Genomic DNA, 18,665 nt, shown 5'->3' with positions numbered 1-18,665 from the left:
ATCACTTTCCCTTTTTAGGAGTTGCTGCTTTCAAAGATTTGCGCTTTGTTTTAGATTGAGGTTCCTCTTCAAATCGAAAGAAAAAATCGACCGGCTTTCCGTAGAGCTTGGCCAAATTCCAGAATTCTATCACATCAATTCTACGATCTCCTGCTTCAATCTTCGAAACGTAAGATTGTGCCTGCCCTAAAGCCTCCGCAACGTCCACCTGGGTTAATTCTGCTTCCCTCCTGGCCTGCTTTAGTAGCTTTTGAAAATGACGATATTCGTCGGTATAGATTGTTTTGCCCAAGATAGTATTAGTTTACTTTCTATATCAGTATATACCAAATCGGGATAGAAACCTTGAAAATTTGGAACTAGATATCTATATAAAGGAAAATTATTTTAGTTTGTTCCATTTTAGATTTTGGTTTATGGACGAAATCGGAAAATCCAGATTGATTTTTTAGACCCCGGAACTGCGGTAACCATATGTCTAATTTTGCGATCGGAATGCTCATTTTTCCTAATATGACCCAATTGGACCTTACCGGTCCGCATGAAGTATTTACTCGAATGAGCTCTGCAAAGGTATTCCTAGTTTCCGAAACAAAGGATTTGATCCGTTCGGAAAAAGGACTCATATTTCAAGCGGACTATTCTTTGGAAGAAGCTCCAGCCTTTGATTTAATCTTTGTTCCGGGAGGCGTAGGAACAAACAACCTATTGCAAAACCAAAAAGTTCTTTCTTGGCTGCAAGGGCGCGCCCCGAAGACTAAGTTCATAACTTCGGTTTGCACCGGCTCGTTAGTGTTAGCTGCAGCAGGATTGCTAAACGGTTTTCGAGCCACGACCCACTGGCTTTCATTAGATATTCTTAAACTATTCCCTTTGATTCAAGTTATTGAGGAAAGAATCGTAAGAGACCGAAATAGAATCACAGGTGGAGGGGTTACGGCAGGCATAGACTTCGCACTTTCTATCGTCGCTGAATTACGCGGAGAGGAAGAAGCGAAGGAAATTCAGCTTATGTTGGAATACGATCCGGAACCTCCATTTCGCTCCGGACACCCTCGGTCCGCGCCTAAAGAAGTTACTTTAAAAGTGAAACGAGCTCGAGAGCAAGCCCAGGCTCTTCGCTCGGATATCGTCACAAAGATCGTAAGTCAGCCGAAGACACAGTAGGAATCCTTTTAACTCTAAGGTAGATTTTCGCGTTTTTTGTTTCGGTAGGAGAAGATTGCAAATACAAGAACTCAGATTTTTAAAGTGGGCTCTAACAAACGCGGCAATTCGGACAGGCTAGAAATTTCTCCTTCTGCGTGTTTCTGAAATGCGGTCCAGCCACGTTCTCTTGTTGGAACAATATCAAATTCCACCTTATCTCCGCAGTATATTAGATTTTTCGGGTCAAGACCTACTGCTCTTTCTGCCGCTTCAAAGATTCGTGGTGATGGTTTTTCATAACCGAATTCCGCAGAAACAAAAATCGGATTAAAGTACTGAGCTACCCCTACGCTTTTCAACAAATCTCGTAATCTGTGGTCCCAATTAGAAATAATTCCTAACCCGAACTGATTCTGTTGGGTAAATTCTAAAACTTCACGAAACCCGGGATCTAAATCCCAAAGTCTTGGATCATCAAATTTTTCGAATATAGATTCTGCGATAGAATCAGGAGAAACATCTGACCCAATCTTTTCTAGAAAAATACTGAGGAGATCGCGCCACCACCCTTTGCTTCCGTCCTGGTGGACGTGAAACTTATCCTGAAAATCTGGTAATGGATTTCGAGTCATCTCTGCGTAAGCTAAACGAAATGCCTTCTCTAGGTTTAGCTTGGGCTTTTGAGTGATGCCGAATTTTGAAAGTACTTCGAAATAGATCTCGCCTGCAGGTCTATTCAGAGACATCAAGGTGTCGCCTACATCTAAGAATAGATAACGTTCAAATTTTATCGACATTTACCTACAACCTTTCAAACACTGTTCCAAGGGCAATGAAAAACCGCGATTCTAAGGAGACCAAGTGCAATTATGGAGTTGAAACTTTTGAGTTAGATTGAATCGCCAATCGAACTTCATCGAGTCCTTTGCTCAATTTCGGATCCAAGGAACTAGAAAGCGCTAGCTTCAATTCGCGACGCAATGCTTCTTCCTTTTCTCTCGAAACTATCTTATCGTTCGAGTGCAAAGAAGCACTCAAGGCATCCAGAACTTCCTTAAGCAGAACCTCGGATGACTTGTCCCAAATAGCAGAAGTTAATACGATTACGATTTTCTTACTTGGCACAAGGTAGATGAACTGACCACCCTTGCCAGTGGCCATATAGGCAGGAGATCCTTCAAATTCATGCAACCACCAATGCAAACCATAACGAGGATCTGTTCCTGGTTCAAAAGTCCAGGCAATCCACTCGGGGCGAACCAATTGGCGTCCGTTCCATCTTCCTCCATCTAGATAGAGCTGTCCGATTTTGGCCATATCGATTGCTCTGAGGCGCAAACCGAAACCAGCAGTTTGTCTTCCCGAAGTAGCGGTGTTCCATTCCTCACCCTGTATATTCAATCTCGAAAATACAGTTTTCTTTGCATATTCGTACAAGCCATTGCCGGTCTTTGCCTCTAAATATCCTGCGGCTAGCTGAGAATCTCCATTAGAATATTCGAATTTTGTTCCGGGAGGATGCGAAAGTGGAGGTTCCCAGGCGACAGCAAGAGGATCGGAATCTGTTCTGATTTCTTCTTTTTTCGGAAAGGAATCCCATCCCATTCCAGAGGTCATTCGTAGGACATCCTTCAATCGAATAGATTCCTTTCCTTCTAACTGAGCCGGAAGCAACCCAGGAAGCTTATATTCAGCTTTTGCAATGCTTTCGTCTAGTTCTACTCCGCAGGATTCTGTAAAGCATATCCCTAGTAAAAGTGAAAGGACAGACTTGGTAACCGAATACATGCTATGATTATGATTTCTTGTAGTACCACCGGCGTATCGTTCCCAAACTAATTTTCCCTCTTTCACGATTAAGAAGGAACGAACTTCCCATTTCTCTTTTCTCATCTTTTTGGAAAGTTCCACTAGAGGCTTGGAGTCTAAACCTACCTCTTCAGGATAAACTACGGAGAAGGCGTCCGCTGAAGTTCTATATTCGGTATCTGAAATTTCCCAATTGAATCCCTCTGGAAGCTTTACCCATCCCATTTGGAGAGCACTACAGTTTCCAAAAAATAAAAACAGTAGAACAAAAAGTATCCGAGATATCTTATAGAGAAATAACATCTGCAAGTTTCCCTGATTGCTGCTAAAGGGCATGCTACTAATTCTATCTAAGAGAATTGGCGCGGCGGTCACCCGTGCATTTATTGGACGCGGATCTATAAAATTATTATTAAGCTTTTTTCCGTATTTTTTAAGCAAATTTGGTTGATTTCGATTGTTCGCACTGGCCTTTCCCGTTAACCTATTCTCTATATTGAGTGCTACAAATTTACGGATACCAGATTCAACTTGAGATTAGTAAGTTATTCGTTTCTGTCAATTCCTCTTGTGTTTCTAAATTGCGCATTCGCGATCAATTGGACTGATAAAAAGTCTCAGTTGCGCGAGAGAACAACCTTGGCTGAGGAAATGATTCCGACCAAAGATTCAGCAAATCTTACAAAAGCAGAAAGTGCTAAAAACGCTCGCCAAGGCAAAAAGTCGGCTGAAGCAAATTCGTTACGCGTCGAGGCCACATCAGATTCTTCGGGATACGCGTATGAAAAAAATTGCTCGAACCAGTTTCTCAAATGCAGTGAAGATTGCTGGAAAGAATATCCTGTTCCTAACTTGATTACTGTTTTCACTTCAGTTGACGCTGACTTGAAAAGGCGAGTCTGCTTAGATAAATGCGCTAGCGCTTGCCCTGGAGTGAATCTACCTTATCCGTATTCCAAATCAAGCGAGAGAAATATTCCTTAATCTCAGTTTTCCTTCTTTGGAAAGAATACGCCTAACTTAACCAACCATAGATCATTAAAAAGTTGGAAGAAAGTGTAGACAAATGAAATGCAAGAATATATTTCCTCACTTTCAGAGGAATTACAATGGCAGAATCACAGGAAATTTTAGTTTTTACGACTCTTGCAGACCGAGATTTGGCAGAAGAGCATATTGAAGAAATGCTCCAACTTGGAATCATCATCAGTGGGACGATCTTTCCAGAAGTTTCTTTGCTTTATCAGTGGGAAGGCAAGCTCACGATAGATTCTGAAAATAAGATCCTCTTGAAAGCCAAGGCCGACAAGTATTCTGCAATTGAAGAATTTATTATGAAAAAACATCCATATCTTGCTCCTGAAATTATAAAAATGGAAGCTAGCTTTGGATCTGATAAGTTTAAAGCTTTTATCAAAGAAAAGATCGCGCGGGGTGGTTAACTTTTTTTGCGGAAAGGGCCCCGCCCTTTTTAGGGTGGGGGCCGGTGGTGGGTACCCGGAGCGCCGATTCCAAGTCGCATATCAGATATTGCACGATTTGTCAAGTGCTTTATAGTTGAAAGATCTGTAGGAGCTCCTACAAAATTGGGACTTGGCTACATTATAATATTGGAATATATTGATTTCATTTTCCCATTGTCCTCAGTCGGATTTCGGGAAATTTTCGAAAAAGATTACAATAATTTCAAAAAATAGGAAATGAATGCGCTGAATGATTCCGGAGCTATCCACAAGGCGCAAGCTAGACCAGCAAGTGCCCCAAACAAGTGAGCATCGTGATTGATCCCGTCGTTTCTGCTCCTTGAAGCGTAATAAGTATAACCGATATATAACACTGCGTATATTGGACCTGGTATCGCGAACGGAATCGGAAACATGTAGAGGCTCATTCCAGGAAAAAAGAGAACTGCCGCAAATAGAACGCCCGAAACTCCTCCGGAAGCGCCCAAGGTCGCATAGTTCGGATCATCTTTATATTTTAGCTGAGAGACTACACTTCCAGAAAGTACCGAGAGCAGATAGATTACACCAAAAAGGATTGGTCCTACTTGCCTTTCTACTGCAGTCCCAAAAAAATACAGAGTGATCATGTTGAAGGCGAGGTGCGCCGGATCTGCATGCAAAAAAGCGCTCGTAATTAAAGTATAATATTCTCTCTTTCTATCCTCTCGGTATGGCCGAAGCATGAACCGATCCAATAAACTTTGATCTTGGTAGAGAGCATAAAGGCTAATCGCGACGTTTGCCACGATCAATAGAAGAGTAAACATATCTAATTCTTACTCCAATTTCACTTTAGAGAAAGCATTTTATCTCTGAGCATTGCAGCCCTCTCGAAGTCCAATTCTTTTGCCGCCTTGAGCATTTCTTCGCGGATCTTTTCTTTGAGTTCATCTTTAGAGTTGAAATTCTTTTGCTGGAACTTCTTGTTGATCTGCTCCATCGCTTCCTCTTCGGCGGTTAACTCTCTGGTTTCCCTTTCAATGATATCAGCGACTTCTTTTTTAATCGTCATCGGAGCAATTCTGTATTTCAAGTTATGATCTTCCTGTATCGTCCTTCTTCTGTGAGTCTCCTCGATCGCTTTTTTCATTGAATCTGTCATATGATCCGCGTACAAGATCGCAGTTCCGTTGACATTTCTCGCTGCTCTTCCGATGGTTTGGATCAAACTCTTGAAATTTCTTAAAAAGCCTTCTTTATCCGCGTCTAATATTGCAACCAACGAGACTTCCGGAATATCCAAGCCTTCTCTTAACAAATTAATCCCGACGAGCACGTCGTATATTCCCTTTCTAAGATCGCGGATAATCTCAACTCTCTCAAGTGTATCCACCTCTGAATGTAGATACGAGACCTTCAGACCAAGCTCCTTGTAATAATCGCTTAAATCCTCGGCCATTTTTTTCGTAAGAGTAGTCACCAATACTCGTTCTTGCTTTTCAATTCTCTGCCTGATTTCTACAAGAAGGTCTTCGATCTGGTTTTTGGTCGGCCTAACTTCTACGACCGGATCCAAAAGCCCGGTCGGGCGAATGATCTGTTCTACAACTACTTTACTTTTTTCGAATTCATATTCTGCAGGCGTTGCGGATACGTACAATGTTTTTGGCGTGAGTGTCTCGAACTCCTGAAAATTCAAAGGTCGATTGTCCAAAGCGCTAGGAAGTCTAAATCCAAAATCTACAAGAGTTTGCTTCCGCGCCTTATCTCCAGCGAACATTCCACCAACCTGAGGAATGGTGACATGTGATTCGTCCACAATCAGCAAAAACTCACCTCGGAAATAATCGATCAGACAAGCCGGCCTTTCACCTTGCTTTCTTCCTGTCAGATGCCTGGAATAGTTCTCGATTCCATTACAGTATCCCATTTCATCCAACATTTCCATATCGTAGTTGGTTCGAGATACGATGCGCTGAGCTTCTAAAAACTTATTCTCTTTTTTGAATTTGTCTTCTTGTTCGACAAGTTCGCTTCGAATTGCTAGGATCGCTTCCTTTACCTTAGGAATAGAAGTGATAAAGTGTTTTGCCGGATATATAAAACAGCGCTCGAGCTTCGAAATAATTTGTCCGGTGACCGGATGAATCCGACTGATACCATCGATTTCATCTCCAAAAAATTCGATTCTGATTCCATCCGTGTGATACGAAGGGTAAAGTTCGATTGAATCTCCCCTGACTCTGAAATTTCCTCTCGAGAAATCGGTATCATTTCTAAGATACTGGATATGCAATAACTTACGTATTACCTGGTCTCGATCTAGGTGATCTCCCTTTTTGACCGCGACGACCGAATTCGTATATTCTTCTGGCGAACCCAGGCCGTAAATGCAGGACACCGAACTAACTATAATCACATCATCCCTCTCTAACAGAGAAGAAGTTGCTCTAAGTCTGAGTTTATCGATTTCTTCGTTAAGCGAACTGTCTTTTTCTATAAAAGTATCCGAAGAAGGAACATACGCCTCTGGTTGATAATAATCGTAATACGAAACGAAATATTCTACGGCATTCTCGGGAAAAAATTCCTTAAACTCTCTAAACAATTGCGCCGCAAGAGTCTTGTTATGCGATAGAACCAAGGTTGGAAGACCCAAGTTCGCGATCACTTCCGCCATGGTAAATGTCTTACCGGATCCGGTTACACCGACAAGAGTTACTTTCTCCTCTCCGTGTTGGTAAGCGTGAACAATTTTATCGATGGCCTGGACCTGATCGCCCGCCGCATGGTATGGTGAATGTAGTTTGAATACAGCAGCCATCTTCGTTTAATATTAGATTCTCCCGGATGTTTTCCGGCTATTAGTAAGTAAGATTTGTTATACTTTTTTTTCTGCTCGAAACAGTGCTTGTTTACGCTCTTCTAAGATTTCCAAGTCGAGCTTATCGAACAGCTTTTGCATAACCATCATGCCCCTCATCAAGGTCGCTGTAGAAGAGAACTTTCCTCTCTCGATATCTTCATCAATGCTGAACTCGCGAAGATTATTCACCATTTGGATTTTAAAGAGAGAACCGTTTTCTATCCAATAACCGACCTCTACAATGGAACCGTCTCCATATTTTACAGCATTCTCTACTGCCTCGATAGAACCTATTGTCAAATCTACGATCGTATCTTCTTTGATTCGATTGCCTCTTAAGAAAGCTTCCAATCTACTCCGAACGTATTGCATTGGTTGGAATTCGGTTTTGCCTAAAATTACATATTCTTCTTTGAGAGTAGGCTTATTTAAAAGTTCCGAATTGGTAGGTAATCCGAATTCTCTAGAATTATATTTCCCGTGTATTATGGTTTTGGATTCTTTTAATGTTTCGAGGATCTTAGGAATCCAATCAGGCGGAATTTTCGGTTCTTCTCGAAATTTTCTAAGAATTCCCATGCGAATCCACGCATAGAAATCCTGGGAAGTTCCGACTAGACCGCAGGCTAGGAGTTCCTGTACTTGGGACTCGATTTCTCCTAGGGAAAAGGTCATTCCCATATTTCTCCATAGGATCTTCTTTTTAGGAGAAAGTAAATCCGATTTTTGCGAGTCTCCCGTCGTATTTCTCTTTTCGGAAATTCGTATTTTTCTACCGAACTCTGCATTTTCGAATTACAAATTTCTATTCGCACCTTACTTGCAACTCTCCTCTGGGACCAAGAGGGTTCGACTGAACCTCTCCTTTGATTTTACCAAGACTTAATTTGACGAAGCGCTTCGTAGGCAACCACTGCCACCGCGTTACTAAGGTTGAGACACCTGCAATCGTCTTCCATCGGGATCCGTATTACAAAGGATGGATCAACGGAGGAAAGAATTTTTTCAGGTAAACCTGAGGTCTCACTTCCAAAAAGAAACGTATCGTTTTCTCGATATCTCTGCGAAGTGTACGATAGTTTACCCTTTGTAGAAACCAAAAAGATACGAGAATCCGAGGAAGAATTCTCTAAGAATTCCTCCCAATCCGAATGTTTACTCAGATTCACTTGGTTCCAGTAATCTAGGCCAGCCCTTCTGGCTGCTTTTTCGGAAAGGTCAAAGGATGCAGGTCCTACGATATGTAGTTCGGCAGCAATCGCTACACATAACCGAGCAATATTGCCGGTGTTTGGCGGTATTTCAGGTTGAAAGAGTGCGATTCGAAGAGCCAACCTTTTTCTCTACTTCTTTTTGCCTTGACTGAGAGATTTGGCGAGGATCGCACCGAAGGACGACGTAGAAGAAGTTTCCTCGGTCAGGAACCCGCTGTATCCCATTCTGTCTTCGATCTCCTTTGCTTTTAGGATAGAAAGTGAAATCTGTTTTTTTGCAAGATTCACTTCCATCACAAAGGCTCGAATCGAATCTCCAGGTTTAAAGTGTTGGTTCAAAGGAACTCGACTAGAAATTCCTGTTTCGCGATTAGGAACCAAACCGGAAAAGTTTTCATTGATCTTTACAAAGATCCCGAACGGCTTGATGCTTTCCACCGTGCAAGATACGATATCACCTTCTTTTAACGGGATATTTTGCGCCCATGGATCGTTGATAAAATCTTTGATCGTAAAGCTATGCTTATTCTCCACCCAATCTAGTTTCAGCACTTTTGCCCGCAAAACTTGACCCGGGTGAAATTCCTTGGCAAGGTCCACATTCTTTTTGAAAGTAGCTTCCGAAGTAGGGACCAAAGCGGTCAGTCCGTCTGCTTCCACGATCAGTCCGAAGTTGTGCACGGACTTTACTTTGCAAGTTACGAACATTCCAACTTTTAGTTCGCTTTTTAGTACGCTAAGTTTGGCGTCTCTTTCTTTGTCAGCGATCTTCTTTTGAGAAAGTATAATTTTCCCTTTGGGTCCGATATCTTGAACTAGAAATCGAATTTTTTTCCCTACCGCGCTCCCCTGTTTGCGCAGTTCTTGGTCCAACTGTGAGAACGGGCAAAAACCGACACCGTCGCCTAACCGAACTTCGACGCCAGCTTCGTTTTCTGCAACGATATGACCTAGAATCGGAATCTCTGACTGAAAAGCGATGGAGATTAAGTCTTTATCGATCGTATCTCCTATTAAGCAAGTCGTGAAGTACTGATCTCCTGCGGATTCCCTCAAAAAATAAGCTTCTACTTGTTCTCCGGATTTTGGAAGTTCAGAAAATTCCTCGGAGGCAATAATTCCGGTTACTCCGGTTTCTTTTGCTTTTATAAAAACGTAATCCGATTTTGCGCTAGTTACAACTGCAGTTACTTTTGCTCCGGTTTCGAGTGCGGCCTTTTTGCGGAAGCTTTCCTCCAAAAGTTTTTCAAACAATTCTTTTTGAGAATCTTTCATATTACATCCCCCCTATCTTTTCGCGAGCTAATCAATTACTTCGGTTTACCTTGCTGTTTCGATCGCTTCAATTCGGTTCTTTTCTTTTCAGTTATGATTGTCCTTAATGAAGAAAGTTTTTCCAATCCTTTCAACGGATCTTCCTGAAAAATCAGCAGATGGGCCTTTCCTCCAGTTCGAATTCTGCCCTCGTGAGGAGCTCCCAAAAAAGAGCAGGTTGTCTCCGAAGCTGTTCTCAGAGCTTCTTCGGGTCCGAATATCTCGGATAAAATAGAAAGCTCCTTCCAACCCCCAATTCCCGGAAACGTTAGGTAATAGCCTGCTCCGGAAGCCAGCAAGATCCTAGGAGACAGATTTTTTCGGGCTTTTAGAAACGCAAGGTAGGAATTGTACTCCTTCTCTGCCTCAGACCTTTCCTTTTCTGACAAACCTGTCAAAGAAGAAATCCAGTCTTCGGGAAGCGCTTTCTCTTTAAAGCTCGGGCTCCACGATAATAGTCTAGACCACTCTTGCTTAAATTCTGGAGTTCCCACCAACTTCTGATTGTAGTAAACTCCGAGCATTGGTCCCCAGTGAGCTTGAAAAAGATGCCGAGTTACTGGAGCAAGAAACTCAGTTTCAGGAATCGGATGGTACAGTATTTTTACGCCGGAAGAAAGAGCCTCCCAGTTTGCAAACTCCTCTCCGAAAGTAGAAACTGATAATTCTATTCCTAGATTTTCCGACTTTGCCTTCATCCTGTACAAAAGCTTTCCATCAATTTGAAACGAATCACCTTGCGTGTATCTCAAAAATAAATGAAGATTCTTTTTGGATTTGGAAGAGATAGCATCCATAGCTTCCTCTTCACTTTTCAAAACCTGGTATCCGGAAAGTTTTCCAGATTGGTTACGCAATTCTTCCGAATCTGAAATTAAAATAGGAGGAGTTACTTTAATCTGAGGAAAATTTCCGTTTTTACTTTGGTTCTTTGCGAATTCCTCCAGCCAGGATCCATCTGCAACACTTTGCACAAAAGTAAACCCATGTTGCAGTAAAGAATTGAGAGCCTCTTCGGTTTCTTTTTTGTCTCTTTGGCCACCTAATGAATTGGAACCGAGAGTTACATATGCATCGCAAAATCCAGGAAGAATAAAGACAGGAGCTTGAGAAGATTCCGAAGGAAGTATTTTTTGCACCAGTCCGTCTTTCACAACAATTTCTACCGGACCTTGGTACCCGGAAGAACCTTGTTTTAGAACATAGGCGCCCTTCCAACTCCAGGTTTGTGAAAAACTTTCCTGGTTCAGAACAAATAGATAGGCACACACCAAGACTCCAAACCATAAGATCGAAGAACGAGGCTGCTTTTTTAATTGCGATGGAATGAGTCTCTTGACAAACAAAACGATTTCCGGAAAATTTAAGACCATGGGACAGGAAATCCGGGATATCTCCGATAATATCCGGCTTACAGTCGAGAACGGTAAGATTCTTTCCCTCAAAACCCACAGGATGACCAAATCCGTGGAGGAACACCTTCAGGAAGCGATCGAGCTCATCTTGGATAAGGTGACCACTCCAACTCTCGCTACCACTGTCTACACTATCGTGAAAGAGTTGGCGATCAATGCCTGTAAAGCAAACCAAAAAAGAATCTACTTTGAGGAAAAAGGGTACAACCTAAACGATCCAGCGCAATACTCCAAAGGAGTTTCGGAATACAGAGAAATTTTTTCCGAGTCCATGTCTGAAATCTACGGAAAGAAATCAAAACAACGAGGTTACTACTGTTTGATCAGCTTTGATTACAGCGCTGACGGAATCCGAATCGAGGTCTTAAATAATATAGAAATCCTTCCCGAAGAAGAAAAGTCGATCAGGGAAAAATTAGAAAAAGGTATGCAGTACAGAGATATCGCCCAGTTTTACCTAGATAACGCAGACAAGATCGACACTACGGAAGGGGCAGGATTGGGGCTCGCACTCATTTTGATTATGCTGAAAGGAGAAGGAATAGATCCCTCCCACTTTCGAATCGGAATCAGAAAAGATGCCACCATCGCCAGGTTGGAAATCCCTCTTACCGAATCCTTTCAATCTGTGAGAGACCAGGATTTTATTCGAAACTAAATGCCTCTTTCCATCTCCGCTTGCATCATTACTCTGAACGAAGAAGATACGATCGCTCGCTGCATTTCCTCACTTTCGTTTGTCAGCGAGGTCATCGTCCTGGATTCGGGATCCACGGATAGAACCAAAGAACTAGCAGAAAAATTAGGCGCTCTAGTCGAGTATCGCAAATTCGACGACTACGTCGCACAAAAGAACTATGTAGTTTCTCTCGCAAGAAATAACTGGATCCTAACGATAGATGCAGACGAAGAGGTCTCTCCAAAACTCGCCGAAGAGATTTATGAGTATTTCGGTGGTAGGGAACCCGAAGAAGACGGTTTTTTAATTCCAAGACTCACAATGTACATGGGGCGCTGGATTCGGCACGGAGGCTGGTATCCTAATTATAAGGTTCGTTTGTTTCGCAAGGAAAAGGGAAAATTCGAAGGTGGAAAGGTCCACGAATCGGTCACATTAACCGGAAAAGGGAAAAAGTTAGAGAACCCACTATTTCATTATTCTTATCAAAATTTATCCGATCATTTGAACTTCATCAATCGCTACTCCGATCTTTCCGCCCAAGAGAAGTTCGCAAAAGGAAAAAGAATCGGACTCTTTGTGTCTCTGGGAAAAGCTTTTTACAAATTTGCTTGGATGTATTTGGTCCGATTCGGCTTCTTAGACGGAAGAAGAGGATTGGTTCTCGCGATTATGGGGTTTTATTATAACTTTCTTAAATATGCGAAAGTATTCGAGATGAGCCTGACAGAGAAAGATCGAATCAGAGACGAAAAGAAAACGAATTCTTAATCTCTACGTTCTTTGTTATGATTGATCCGATTCATTATATAGAGTGCTAAATAGCCGCCTAACAGAACAGCGATCAAGTTTACGTTCGAAAGTTGATAGATTCCAACCTTCGGAGAGATCAACCAGAACACTGTGTCACGAATGATGTCCTGGAAAATGGACAAAATAATCAAAGAACCGAGTAGAGAAACTAGGAAGGCAACCCAAAATCCACCCAAAAGATCCTTACGCTTATAGTAATAGAAAAACCAAGCGAGACCGGCGCTGATTCCTACAACAAATAAAGCATTTGTGATCGGTGTCCACCAACCAACTGAAAACGCTCCAATGATTAAAAAAGGTTGAGAGCCTAATAAAGGAAGAAAATTGTAGAAGGAAACCAGTACTCCCATCTAGTTTACAGCTTTTTCGAGTTTTGGGATAAAGTCGAGAATTTTAACGAAAAAACGGGCAGCCCTTTCTTGAAAATCTTCAATGACACATCTTACTACTTCGGAATTTTAGGGAATCCCCTTTCACACACCCTTTCTCCTCTACTTCACAATTCCTGGTACCAGGATTTAGAGTTAGAAAATGCATATTTAGTATTCCCGATCGAGAAAATCAGTAAGAGTGAACTGCTAACTCTTTCCAAATTCAAGTTCTTAGGTTTCTCTGTGACGATTCCTCACAAGGAAGCAGCCTATAAGCTGGCAGACATTGCGGATCCTACCTCCAAAGCAATGAGGGCGAGCAATACCCTAGTCATTCAGAACAATCAGGTGCGTGCATTTAATACGGATGGCATGGGAGCTGTCAGGGCGATTCGGGAAAAAACACCCGATTGCTTGCAAGGACATATCTTGATTCTCGGAAGTGGAGGCAGCGCAAGAGGGATCGCATATTCCTTGTTAGAGGAAGAAAGCGTCAAATCCATAACGATATCTTCTAGAAACCAAGCCAGAGGAACAGAAATCGTAGAACTTTTGAACCAAATCCGCAAAAACTCTTCTACTTATGAGGATTTAGGCAAAGTAAAAGAAAATTTTAAAGAATATTCCCTGGTAATTCATACTACTCCTCTCGGAATGAAAGGAAAAGATCCCGGACCAATCATCAAAGAAGTCGAATTTGCGAAAGACCAGGCGTTGTTCGACATAGTATACAATCCGCTCAGAACAGAACTCGTAAAAGTTGCGGAAAAATCCGAAGCTCGAATCATCCTAGGATCAGAAATGCTATTGTACCAAGCGGTCGAACAATTTAAGCTTTTCACCGGAATTACATTATCGGAATCTAATATAGAGGCGGGAAGAAAAAGACTGGTCGCCGCGCTCGGTGTTTCCGAAACAACATGACCACCGACTTTTTAGAGTTTGCCGGCAGTCTGAACAACCTAGAGAAAACTAGGAACTTTAACGTCTTTACCGGATATTCCTTGGAACCGTTCTCCGATTTGCTCGATCGATTTGGCTGGCGAAATCGGCGCAGACCAAGGCTGAGGATCAGCGTAGTAGGAACTAACGGGAAAGGATCAGTTTCCCATTTTATCGCACAATCTTTTTGTAAATTAGGTTTTCGTACTGGATTATATACTTCTCCTCATCTATTGGATCCCAGAGAAAGGATCCGAGTAAGCCCCGATTTACGACCCATTTCCGATTCGCTCTTAAAAAAAATATCGGAAGAAATATTCTCCCGCTGCGATCCCAAAGATCTCGCACAATTATCTTGGTTCGAATGGTTCACATTAGGTGCATTGGTTGCCTTTGAACAAAATGACTTGGAGATTCAGATCTTTGAGGCAGGTTTAGGAGGAAGATTAGATGCTACAAAATTAGCAGAACCTGACCTAGTAGTTCTTTGTGCGATCGGAAAAGATCACACTTCCATTTTAGGCGACACAAAAGAAAAAATACTTTTGGAAAAGATAGGAATTGCGGGAAAGAACACAAGATCCATGCATTCGATGGATCCCGGGCCCGAACTGAGGAAAGTCTTAGAGAATTCCACAAGAGACAAAGGGATCGAGCTCAAGGTTTATCCAGCCTTAAAGTCCGGAGAAAACTACTTAGAATACAACCGGAAACTTTCCGAAGAAATCGTAAAATATTGTATATTAGAAATCTCGAAATCTCTTTCTTTGGGAAGTTTGGTCGATGCAAGGCATAAGCTGCAAGACCTACAAAATTTTGACACTCGATCGGAAGATCAAAACTTAGAACTAGAACCAGACAAATTCAACTCTTTACTCCCTCCAGGTCGCCTCGAAGTACTCTCAAAATCCCCCTTGGTTATTTTTGATCCTGCGCATAACCCGGATGCGATCAACATTACTCTCCAAGCGATTCGATCGAAATATGCAGAGAAAAAATTTTCGGTCCTTGCGGGCTTCTTGAGGGATAAGGACGGAGAAGAGATGGCAAATCTGATTCAAGAATTTACCGATAAGACGAACGCATTCTTTTTAAAGGATGGAGAATTTCGCTTGCCCAAGAATGAGGGAATCCAGTCCATTTCTATAGCCGAAATTGAATCCGTGATAAACAACCCGAAAAATTCCGAAGGAAAGGGAATCATCGCCTTAGGTAGCTTTCGACTATATAAGTATGTTCTGGAATCAGTAAAAAACTTGTCTAACCATTAGTTTTTTTGCATATTCTAAATCGGGATTCCGCAACAGCGAACATTCCATTTGCAATTCAAAATCTGAGAAGAAATCTTGCGTAGGTCTCCGTTTCAAACTGATTCTCTAAGATATTGGTATAAATAGGAGATCGCACTGGGCGAATCCCTATATCGACAGTTTCAGAATCCAAGCCCAAAGCATAAAAAGTAATCGTAAGCGCAATCATCGCCGCGATTCCGTACAACATGATTCCACCATGTAATTTTTGATGACGGCCAAATTTTCCGGAAATCGATCGATAGTGGTTAGCCTTATCTCTAGCGTGCTGCACTAAGTTATCTTGGTAGAAAAATGCGGTGGCAAACGTGTTCAAATCCGGAGAGCTCTGCTGCAAGGCTTGCACCGCCGCAAAGTTTGTCAAAGTGACTTGTGGCCTCGTTCCTTCCAGAACAGAATCCGCTTTTAAATTAAAATAATAATAGCCCGCATAAAAGAGCAGAGTTCCGTACAAAGAGTAGATCGCAAAGTCGTCGTAGGTGTGATCCAGAAATAGATATTTTTTATTGGCGTAGTAGGCACTGGAATCGCCTTCCTTCAACTTAGCTTTTACTTCTATAGGAGAATCTTTTTTGATTTCGACTCCTTGAAAGGAATCGATATATCCTTCTTTGGAAAATCGTATTCGATTCCAACCAGTCCGAACCGGAACTTTTTGCAATGGAGTTTCGCCGAGATACTCCATTCCTAAGTAAACCTTGACTCCGGACGGATCAGTTTCTACAGAAAGAAGACCCTCCCTCTTTTCTTTCAAAAGTTCCAGCTGTATTTCTTTCGAAGAAACTCTCATGTCCAGTTGGTCTTTCCATTCTTCGAAACCTTCCTTAGAAACCCGTAACTCGTGAATTCCCGGAAGTAAGTCGTTACGGACTAAAGGAGTTTTTCCTATATAGTTTCCGTCCAAAAAAACCAGTGCGCCCGTTGTATTAGAAACTTTTAATTGCAGTCTGTATGTTTCACGTCCGAGCAGGAATTTTCTGAGTTGATCGATCAAAGGATTTAGTTCCTGATAGGATCGCCTAACACTCGTTGTATGAGAAAATTCTTTTTTCGATCCTTCTTTTAAAGAAAGCAGCAAAATTCTGATTCTCATTTCCTCGGCTGCTTTTTTTTCGTATTCCCCATAAACCGAGTAAAAACATCCATTTTTTTTAGCAACGTTGATGATCACTCCGTCGTCGGGAGCAATTTCTTTTTCATAAGGTTCGGATCGTAAAGAGATATATCTGGGGTCCTTGGATACAGGAAGGTGCAATTCTCCTTTTTTTAGTTTTTCTAATTTTTCAGAGTTCCAACTAGTATCCTTGTTTTTCTTTCCCGAATCTCCTCCAGGCTGATTGGAATTTTTTCCAAAAGGATGTTGCACCACGACCGGTAACATTTCTTCGTCATAGATCTGTACTATCGATTTGAGATTTGAATAAAACACAGACGCATATCCCGAGGAAAAATAGTCGATATTCGACTCGCCGCCCAAATTCCGAAGCGGAAAAAAACAGAGCTTCCTTTCTGTTTCGAACTGAATCTTCTCCTTTGTAGAAGATTCTCTGAATCGAAATAGATCATCGATCGCATAGAGATTCACGGTGCAAGGTAAGATGGAAAAAAGCGCGAACACAGCACCAAGTCGGATATGCATATCAGGACTTCCTTCCGCCCGAAATGTAAACTAGACCGAGTATTCCGAGTATGGGCGAAAGTAATGCCCAGGGGGCCCCCTCCACATAATCCTTTGAAAAAGAGATTTGTTCGCCCAACCCCGGACCAAAAATTTCTCCACCGACAGAAATTCCCAAGAATCCAAAGATCGCCATAGTCATTATTACCGAAGGCAAACCAGTCGTTAACAATATTAAGAATATTTGAAATCCCTGAGGTAAAATATGAGCACGAAATATATAAGCATTGCTCGCACCGAAACAAGATGCCGCCAAAACATATCCACTGTTCTTGACTTCCTCGAATTTTGCACGAAGGGTTTCATAGGCAGGCGCCCAATCACCTAACAGAATCGCTATGAACAAGGAAAATGTTCCGATTCCGAAGCCTTGGATCACCAGTAGAGCCAATAACAAAGAAGGAAGAGCTATAAAAACTCCGGATAACGGAGAAATGATATTCTTTTGAGCAAATGGGGACAAATAGGAAAATAACCCCATGACCGAAGCGAAAAAAAGAGTCAGAAGTCTAGCGGGGAACGCGAATAGAAAAGTAGCAAAGCTTCCGTAGCTCACCATTGCCCACACGTCTCTTCCTAGTCGATCTTTACCCAAGGGAGATTGCCAACCGGGCGACAAAAATGAATCTGACAGTTTCACGTTCGTAGGACTTTCATTAATCACGATTCCCAAAAGAATCAGAAACAAGAAAATCGCAGTGATTGAAGTGCGAAAAGAGAATTTAGGAAAACGAAACCGATCTTTTATCACTTTGCTTCCTCTTCCCAGCCTAACAATCGATCCCGAACTTTTTCGGAAATTCTGCCCATTAAGTAAAAAATCAATCCACTATAAAACAATAATGCAGCCAATAGAGATGAGTCCATGGTGCGTATTGCGTGATACATCGATTTTCCGATCCCGGGAAAAAAGAATATCTCTTCTACCACGATGGCACCCGAAAGCAAAGAGCTGAAGTCCAACAGGATCAATACAAGTAACACGGGCAGAATCTTCAAAAGTATGTGTCTGTACAAGATTCTTTGTTCAGAATATCCTCTCGCGCGAAGCACCCTCACGTATTCGCCTTCTAATTCTGTCTCCGCCAATCTAAAAGTAAATCTATACAACCTCGCCCAAACTCTGGATCCTAACGCGATGCCGGGAAGTATTACAAAGGAAATATTCCAGGATTCGTATCCGCCCGGCGGCAACCAACCTAGAATCAAAAAGAAAACGACTAACAGTAGTATCGCGACGACGAAAACCGGTGTGGAAAGAATCAACTGGCTGAGTATATTAAGAAATTTTTGTGGAGCAACATTCACTGTGCTAAGCGAAAAGAATGCCAAGATCAAAGAACCAAGGACACTGCCAATAATCGCAAAAGACGCCAAATGAAATGTAGGCCAAAATCTGGAAGCCAAATGCGCCAAGACTAGTTCTCCGGATTCGGTGAGACCCAAATCGAAAGTGACCATTCCTTTTACGAATCTAAGATAGCGATCGGTCAGGTCTTCTCTTTGCGAAAGTTTTTGCCTGTCTTCCTGACTCATTCCCGAATCTGCAAATAAGAAGCCACGATTGACAGACCGAATTTCGGAAAGGAGTACTGACATCGCCGAAAGTATCAATACGAAGATGAGAAAACGTCTTGTCTCTTCCAGCAAGTCGGAGTTC

The 18,665-nt window shown here is 42.1% G+C and carries 20 protein-coding genes; 7 read left to right on the top strand and 13 right to left on the bottom strand.

Annotation, left to right across the window (positions count from 1 at the left end):
- Position 1 precedes the first annotated feature (1 nt).
- Positions 2 to 292 carry a helix-turn-helix domain-containing protein gene (locus CH373_RS03575; protein ID WP_100714767.1) on the bottom strand — a complete coding sequence of 97 codons (291 nt, stop codon included), beginning with the start codon at positions 290 to 292 and terminating at the stop codon, positions 2 to 4.
- A 182-nt stretch (positions 293 to 474) separates the two neighbouring features.
- Between CH373_RS03575 and CH373_RS03570 the strand changes: the two genes are divergently transcribed.
- Entirely contained in the window at positions 475 to 1,167 is a 693-nt protein-coding gene (locus CH373_RS03570; protein ID WP_100714766.1) for a DJ-1/PfpI family protein, read from the top strand.
- A 71-nt stretch (positions 1,168 to 1,238) separates the two neighbouring features.
- On the opposite strand, the gene CH373_RS03565 is transcribed toward CH373_RS03570, so the two are convergent.
- Positions 1,239 to 1,946: an HAD-IA family hydrolase gene (locus CH373_RS03565; protein ID WP_100714765.1), complete on the bottom strand. Its 708-nt coding sequence runs from the start codon at positions 1,944 to 1,946 to the stop codon at positions 1,239 to 1,241.
- A gap of 70 nt (positions 1,947 to 2,016) precedes the next feature.
- Positions 2,017 to 3,183 carry a serine hydrolase domain-containing protein gene (locus tag CH373_RS03560; RefSeq protein WP_243393229.1) on the bottom strand — a complete coding sequence of 389 codons (1,167 nt, stop codon included), beginning with the start codon at positions 3,181 to 3,183 and terminating at the stop codon, positions 2,017 to 2,019.
- A gap of 306 nt (positions 3,184 to 3,489) precedes the next feature.
- Here CH373_RS03560 and CH373_RS03555 point away from each other — a divergent pair, with 306 nt between their 5' ends.
- Entirely contained in the window at positions 3,490 to 3,942 is a 453-nt protein-coding gene (locus CH373_RS03555; RefSeq protein ID WP_100714763.1) for an LIC_10730 family protein, read from the top strand.
- Between the two features lie 125 nt (positions 3,943 to 4,067).
- The gene (gene cutA, locus CH373_RS03550; RefSeq protein WP_100714762.1) at positions 4,068 to 4,400 is read left to right on the top strand and encodes a divalent-cation tolerance protein CutA; all 333 of its coding nucleotides are present in this window, start codon (positions 4,068 to 4,070) and stop codon (positions 4,398 to 4,400) included.
- A gap of 233 nt (positions 4,401 to 4,633) precedes the next feature.
- Here the strand turns inward: cutA and CH373_RS03545 are convergent, their stop codons facing one another.
- From CH373_RS03545 to CH373_RS03520, 6 genes are all read right to left on the bottom strand, one after another.
- On the bottom strand, positions 4,634 to 5,230 hold the full coding sequence (locus CH373_RS03545; protein WP_100714761.1) for a rhomboid family intramembrane serine protease: 597 nt from the start codon (positions 5,228 to 5,230) through the stop codon (positions 4,634 to 4,636).
- A 20-nt stretch (positions 5,231 to 5,250) separates the two neighbouring features.
- On the bottom strand, positions 5,251 to 7,227 hold the full coding sequence (gene uvrB, locus CH373_RS03540) for an excinuclease ABC subunit UvrB (protein WP_100714760.1): 1,977 nt from the start codon (positions 7,225 to 7,227) through the stop codon (positions 5,251 to 5,253).
- 57 nt (positions 7,228 to 7,284) lie between these two features.
- Complete coding sequence (locus CH373_RS03535) at positions 7,285 to 7,944, bottom strand: ATP-binding protein (RefSeq protein ID WP_100714816.1); 660 nt, start codon at positions 7,942 to 7,944, stop codon at positions 7,285 to 7,287.
- 197 nt (positions 7,945 to 8,141) lie between these two features.
- Positions 8,142 to 8,603: a tRNA (cytidine(34)-2'-O)-methyltransferase gene (locus tag CH373_RS03530; RefSeq protein WP_100714759.1), complete on the bottom strand. Its 462-nt coding sequence runs from the start codon at positions 8,601 to 8,603 to the stop codon at positions 8,142 to 8,144.
- Positions 8,604 to 8,612: 9 nt separating this feature from the next.
- The gene (locus CH373_RS03525) at positions 8,613 to 9,758 is read right to left on the bottom strand and encodes a S1 RNA-binding domain-containing protein (RefSeq protein ID WP_100714758.1); all 1,146 of its coding nucleotides are present in this window, start codon (positions 9,756 to 9,758) and stop codon (positions 8,613 to 8,615) included.
- A gap of 35 nt (positions 9,759 to 9,793) precedes the next feature.
- The gene (locus CH373_RS03520; protein WP_243393228.1) at positions 9,794 to 11,170 is read right to left on the bottom strand and encodes an amidohydrolase family protein; all 1,377 of its coding nucleotides are present in this window, start codon (positions 11,168 to 11,170) and stop codon (positions 9,794 to 9,796) included.
- Between CH373_RS03520 and CH373_RS03515 the strand changes: the two genes are divergently transcribed.
- Both CH373_RS03515 and CH373_RS03510 read left to right on the top strand, forming a co-directional pair.
- Positions 11,169 to 11,870: a histidine kinase gene (locus CH373_RS03515; protein WP_100714757.1), complete on the top strand. Its 702-nt coding sequence runs from the start codon at positions 11,169 to 11,171 to the stop codon at positions 11,868 to 11,870. The two genes, CH373_RS03520 and CH373_RS03515, sit on opposite strands and share 2 nt — an antisense overlap.
- Entirely contained in the window at positions 11,871 to 12,662 is a 792-nt protein-coding gene (locus CH373_RS03510) for a glycosyltransferase family 2 protein (RefSeq protein WP_100714756.1), read from the top strand.
- Here CH373_RS03510 and CH373_RS03505 read toward each other — a convergent pair.
- Complete coding sequence (locus CH373_RS03505; protein WP_100714755.1) at positions 12,659 to 13,054, bottom strand: hypothetical protein; 396 nt, start codon at positions 13,052 to 13,054, stop codon at positions 12,659 to 12,661. The genes CH373_RS03510 and CH373_RS03505 overlap by 4 nt on opposite strands.
- A gap of 69 nt (positions 13,055 to 13,123) precedes the next feature.
- Here CH373_RS03505 and aroE point away from each other — a divergent pair, with 69 nt between their 5' ends.
- Both aroE and CH373_RS03495 read left to right on the top strand, forming a co-directional pair.
- Entirely contained in the window at positions 13,124 to 13,999 is an 876-nt protein-coding gene (gene aroE / locus CH373_RS03500) for a shikimate dehydrogenase (RefSeq protein ID WP_100714754.1), read from the top strand.
- Positions 13,996 to 15,288 (top strand): glutamate ligase domain-containing protein, encoded by a 1,293-nt coding sequence (locus CH373_RS03495; RefSeq protein WP_100714753.1) that lies wholly within the window; start codon positions 13,996 to 13,998, stop codon positions 15,286 to 15,288. Before aroE ends, CH373_RS03495 begins: the two co-directional genes overlap by 4 nt.
- 55 nt (positions 15,289 to 15,343) lie before the next feature.
- On the opposite strand, the gene CH373_RS03490 is transcribed toward CH373_RS03495, so the two are convergent.
- Genes CH373_RS03490 through CH373_RS03480 form a run of 3 tightly spaced genes read right to left on the bottom strand, consistent with a single transcriptional unit; the run spans position 15,344 to position 18,655 of the window.
- Complete coding sequence (locus CH373_RS03490; RefSeq protein WP_100714752.1) at positions 15,344 to 16,966, bottom strand: PEGA domain-containing protein; 1,623 nt, start codon at positions 16,964 to 16,966, stop codon at positions 15,344 to 15,346.
- A gap of 1 nt (position 16,967) precedes the next feature.
- Complete coding sequence (locus tag CH373_RS03485; RefSeq protein WP_423789796.1) at positions 16,968 to 17,753, bottom strand: ABC transporter permease; 786 nt, start codon at positions 17,751 to 17,753, stop codon at positions 16,968 to 16,970.
- A complete protein-coding gene (locus CH373_RS03480) occupies positions 17,753 to 18,655 on the bottom strand; it encodes an ABC transporter permease subunit (protein ID WP_100714751.1) in 903 nt (300 codons plus the stop codon). Before CH373_RS03480 ends, CH373_RS03485 begins: the two co-directional genes overlap by 1 nt.
- Between the last annotated feature and the right edge of the window lie 10 nt (positions 18,656 to 18,665).

Source organism: Leptospira perolatii, assembly GCF_002811875.1.
Lineage (GTDB): Bacteria > Spirochaetota > Leptospiria > Leptospirales > Leptospiraceae > Leptospira_B > Leptospira_B perolatii.
The sequence above is the reverse complement of the archived record's forward strand: the minus strand, read 5'-3'. Positions and strand labels throughout refer to the sequence as shown.

Excerpts from the sequence above, each read along its gene's own strand:
- CH373_RS03505 (WP_100714755.1), bottom strand. The coding sequence starts at position 13,054 with ATGGGAGTACTGGTTTCCTTCTACAATTTTCTTCCTTTATTAGGCTCT.
- CH373_RS03510 (WP_100714756.1), top strand. The coding sequence starts at position 11,871 with ATGCCTCTTTCCATCTCCGCTTGCATCATTACTCTGAACGAAGAAGAT.
- CH373_RS03520 (WP_243393228.1), bottom strand. The coding sequence starts at position 11,170 with ATGGTCTTAAATTTTCCGGAAATCGTTTTGTTTGTCAAGAGACTCATT.
- CH373_RS03565 (WP_100714765.1), bottom strand. The coding sequence starts at position 1,946 with ATGTCGATAAAATTTGAACGTTATCTATTCTTAGATGTAGGCGACACC.
- CH373_RS03515 (WP_100714757.1), top strand. The coding sequence starts at position 11,169 with ATGGGACAGGAAATCCGGGATATCTCCGATAATATCCGGCTTACAGTC.
- uvrB (WP_100714760.1), bottom strand. The coding sequence starts at position 7,227 with ATGGCTGCTGTATTCAAACTACATTCACCATACCATGCGGCGGGCGAT.
- cutA (WP_100714762.1), top strand. The coding sequence starts at position 4,068 with ATGGCAGAATCACAGGAAATTTTAGTTTTTACGACTCTTGCAGACCGA.
- CH373_RS03490 (WP_100714752.1), bottom strand. The coding sequence starts at position 16,966 with ATGCATATCCGACTTGGTGCTGTGTTCGCGCTTTTTTCCATCTTACCT.
- CH373_RS03525 (WP_100714758.1), bottom strand. The coding sequence starts at position 9,758 with ATGAAAGATTCTCAAAAAGAATTGTTTGAAAAACTTTTGGAGGAAAGC.
- CH373_RS03535 (WP_100714816.1), bottom strand. The coding sequence starts at position 7,944 with ATGACCTTTTCCCTAGGAGAAATCGAGTCCCAAGTACAGGAACTCCTA.
- CH373_RS03545 (WP_100714761.1), bottom strand. The coding sequence starts at position 5,230 with ATGTTTACTCTTCTATTGATCGTGGCAAACGTCGCGATTAGCCTTTAT.
- CH373_RS03560 (WP_243393229.1), bottom strand. The coding sequence starts at position 3,183 with ATGGGATGGGTAAAGCTTCCAGAGGGATTCAATTGGGAAATTTCAGAT.
- CH373_RS03570 (WP_100714766.1), top strand. The coding sequence starts at position 475 with ATGTCTAATTTTGCGATCGGAATGCTCATTTTTCCTAATATGACCCAA.
- CH373_RS03495 (WP_100714753.1), top strand. The coding sequence starts at position 13,996 with ATGACCACCGACTTTTTAGAGTTTGCCGGCAGTCTGAACAACCTAGAG.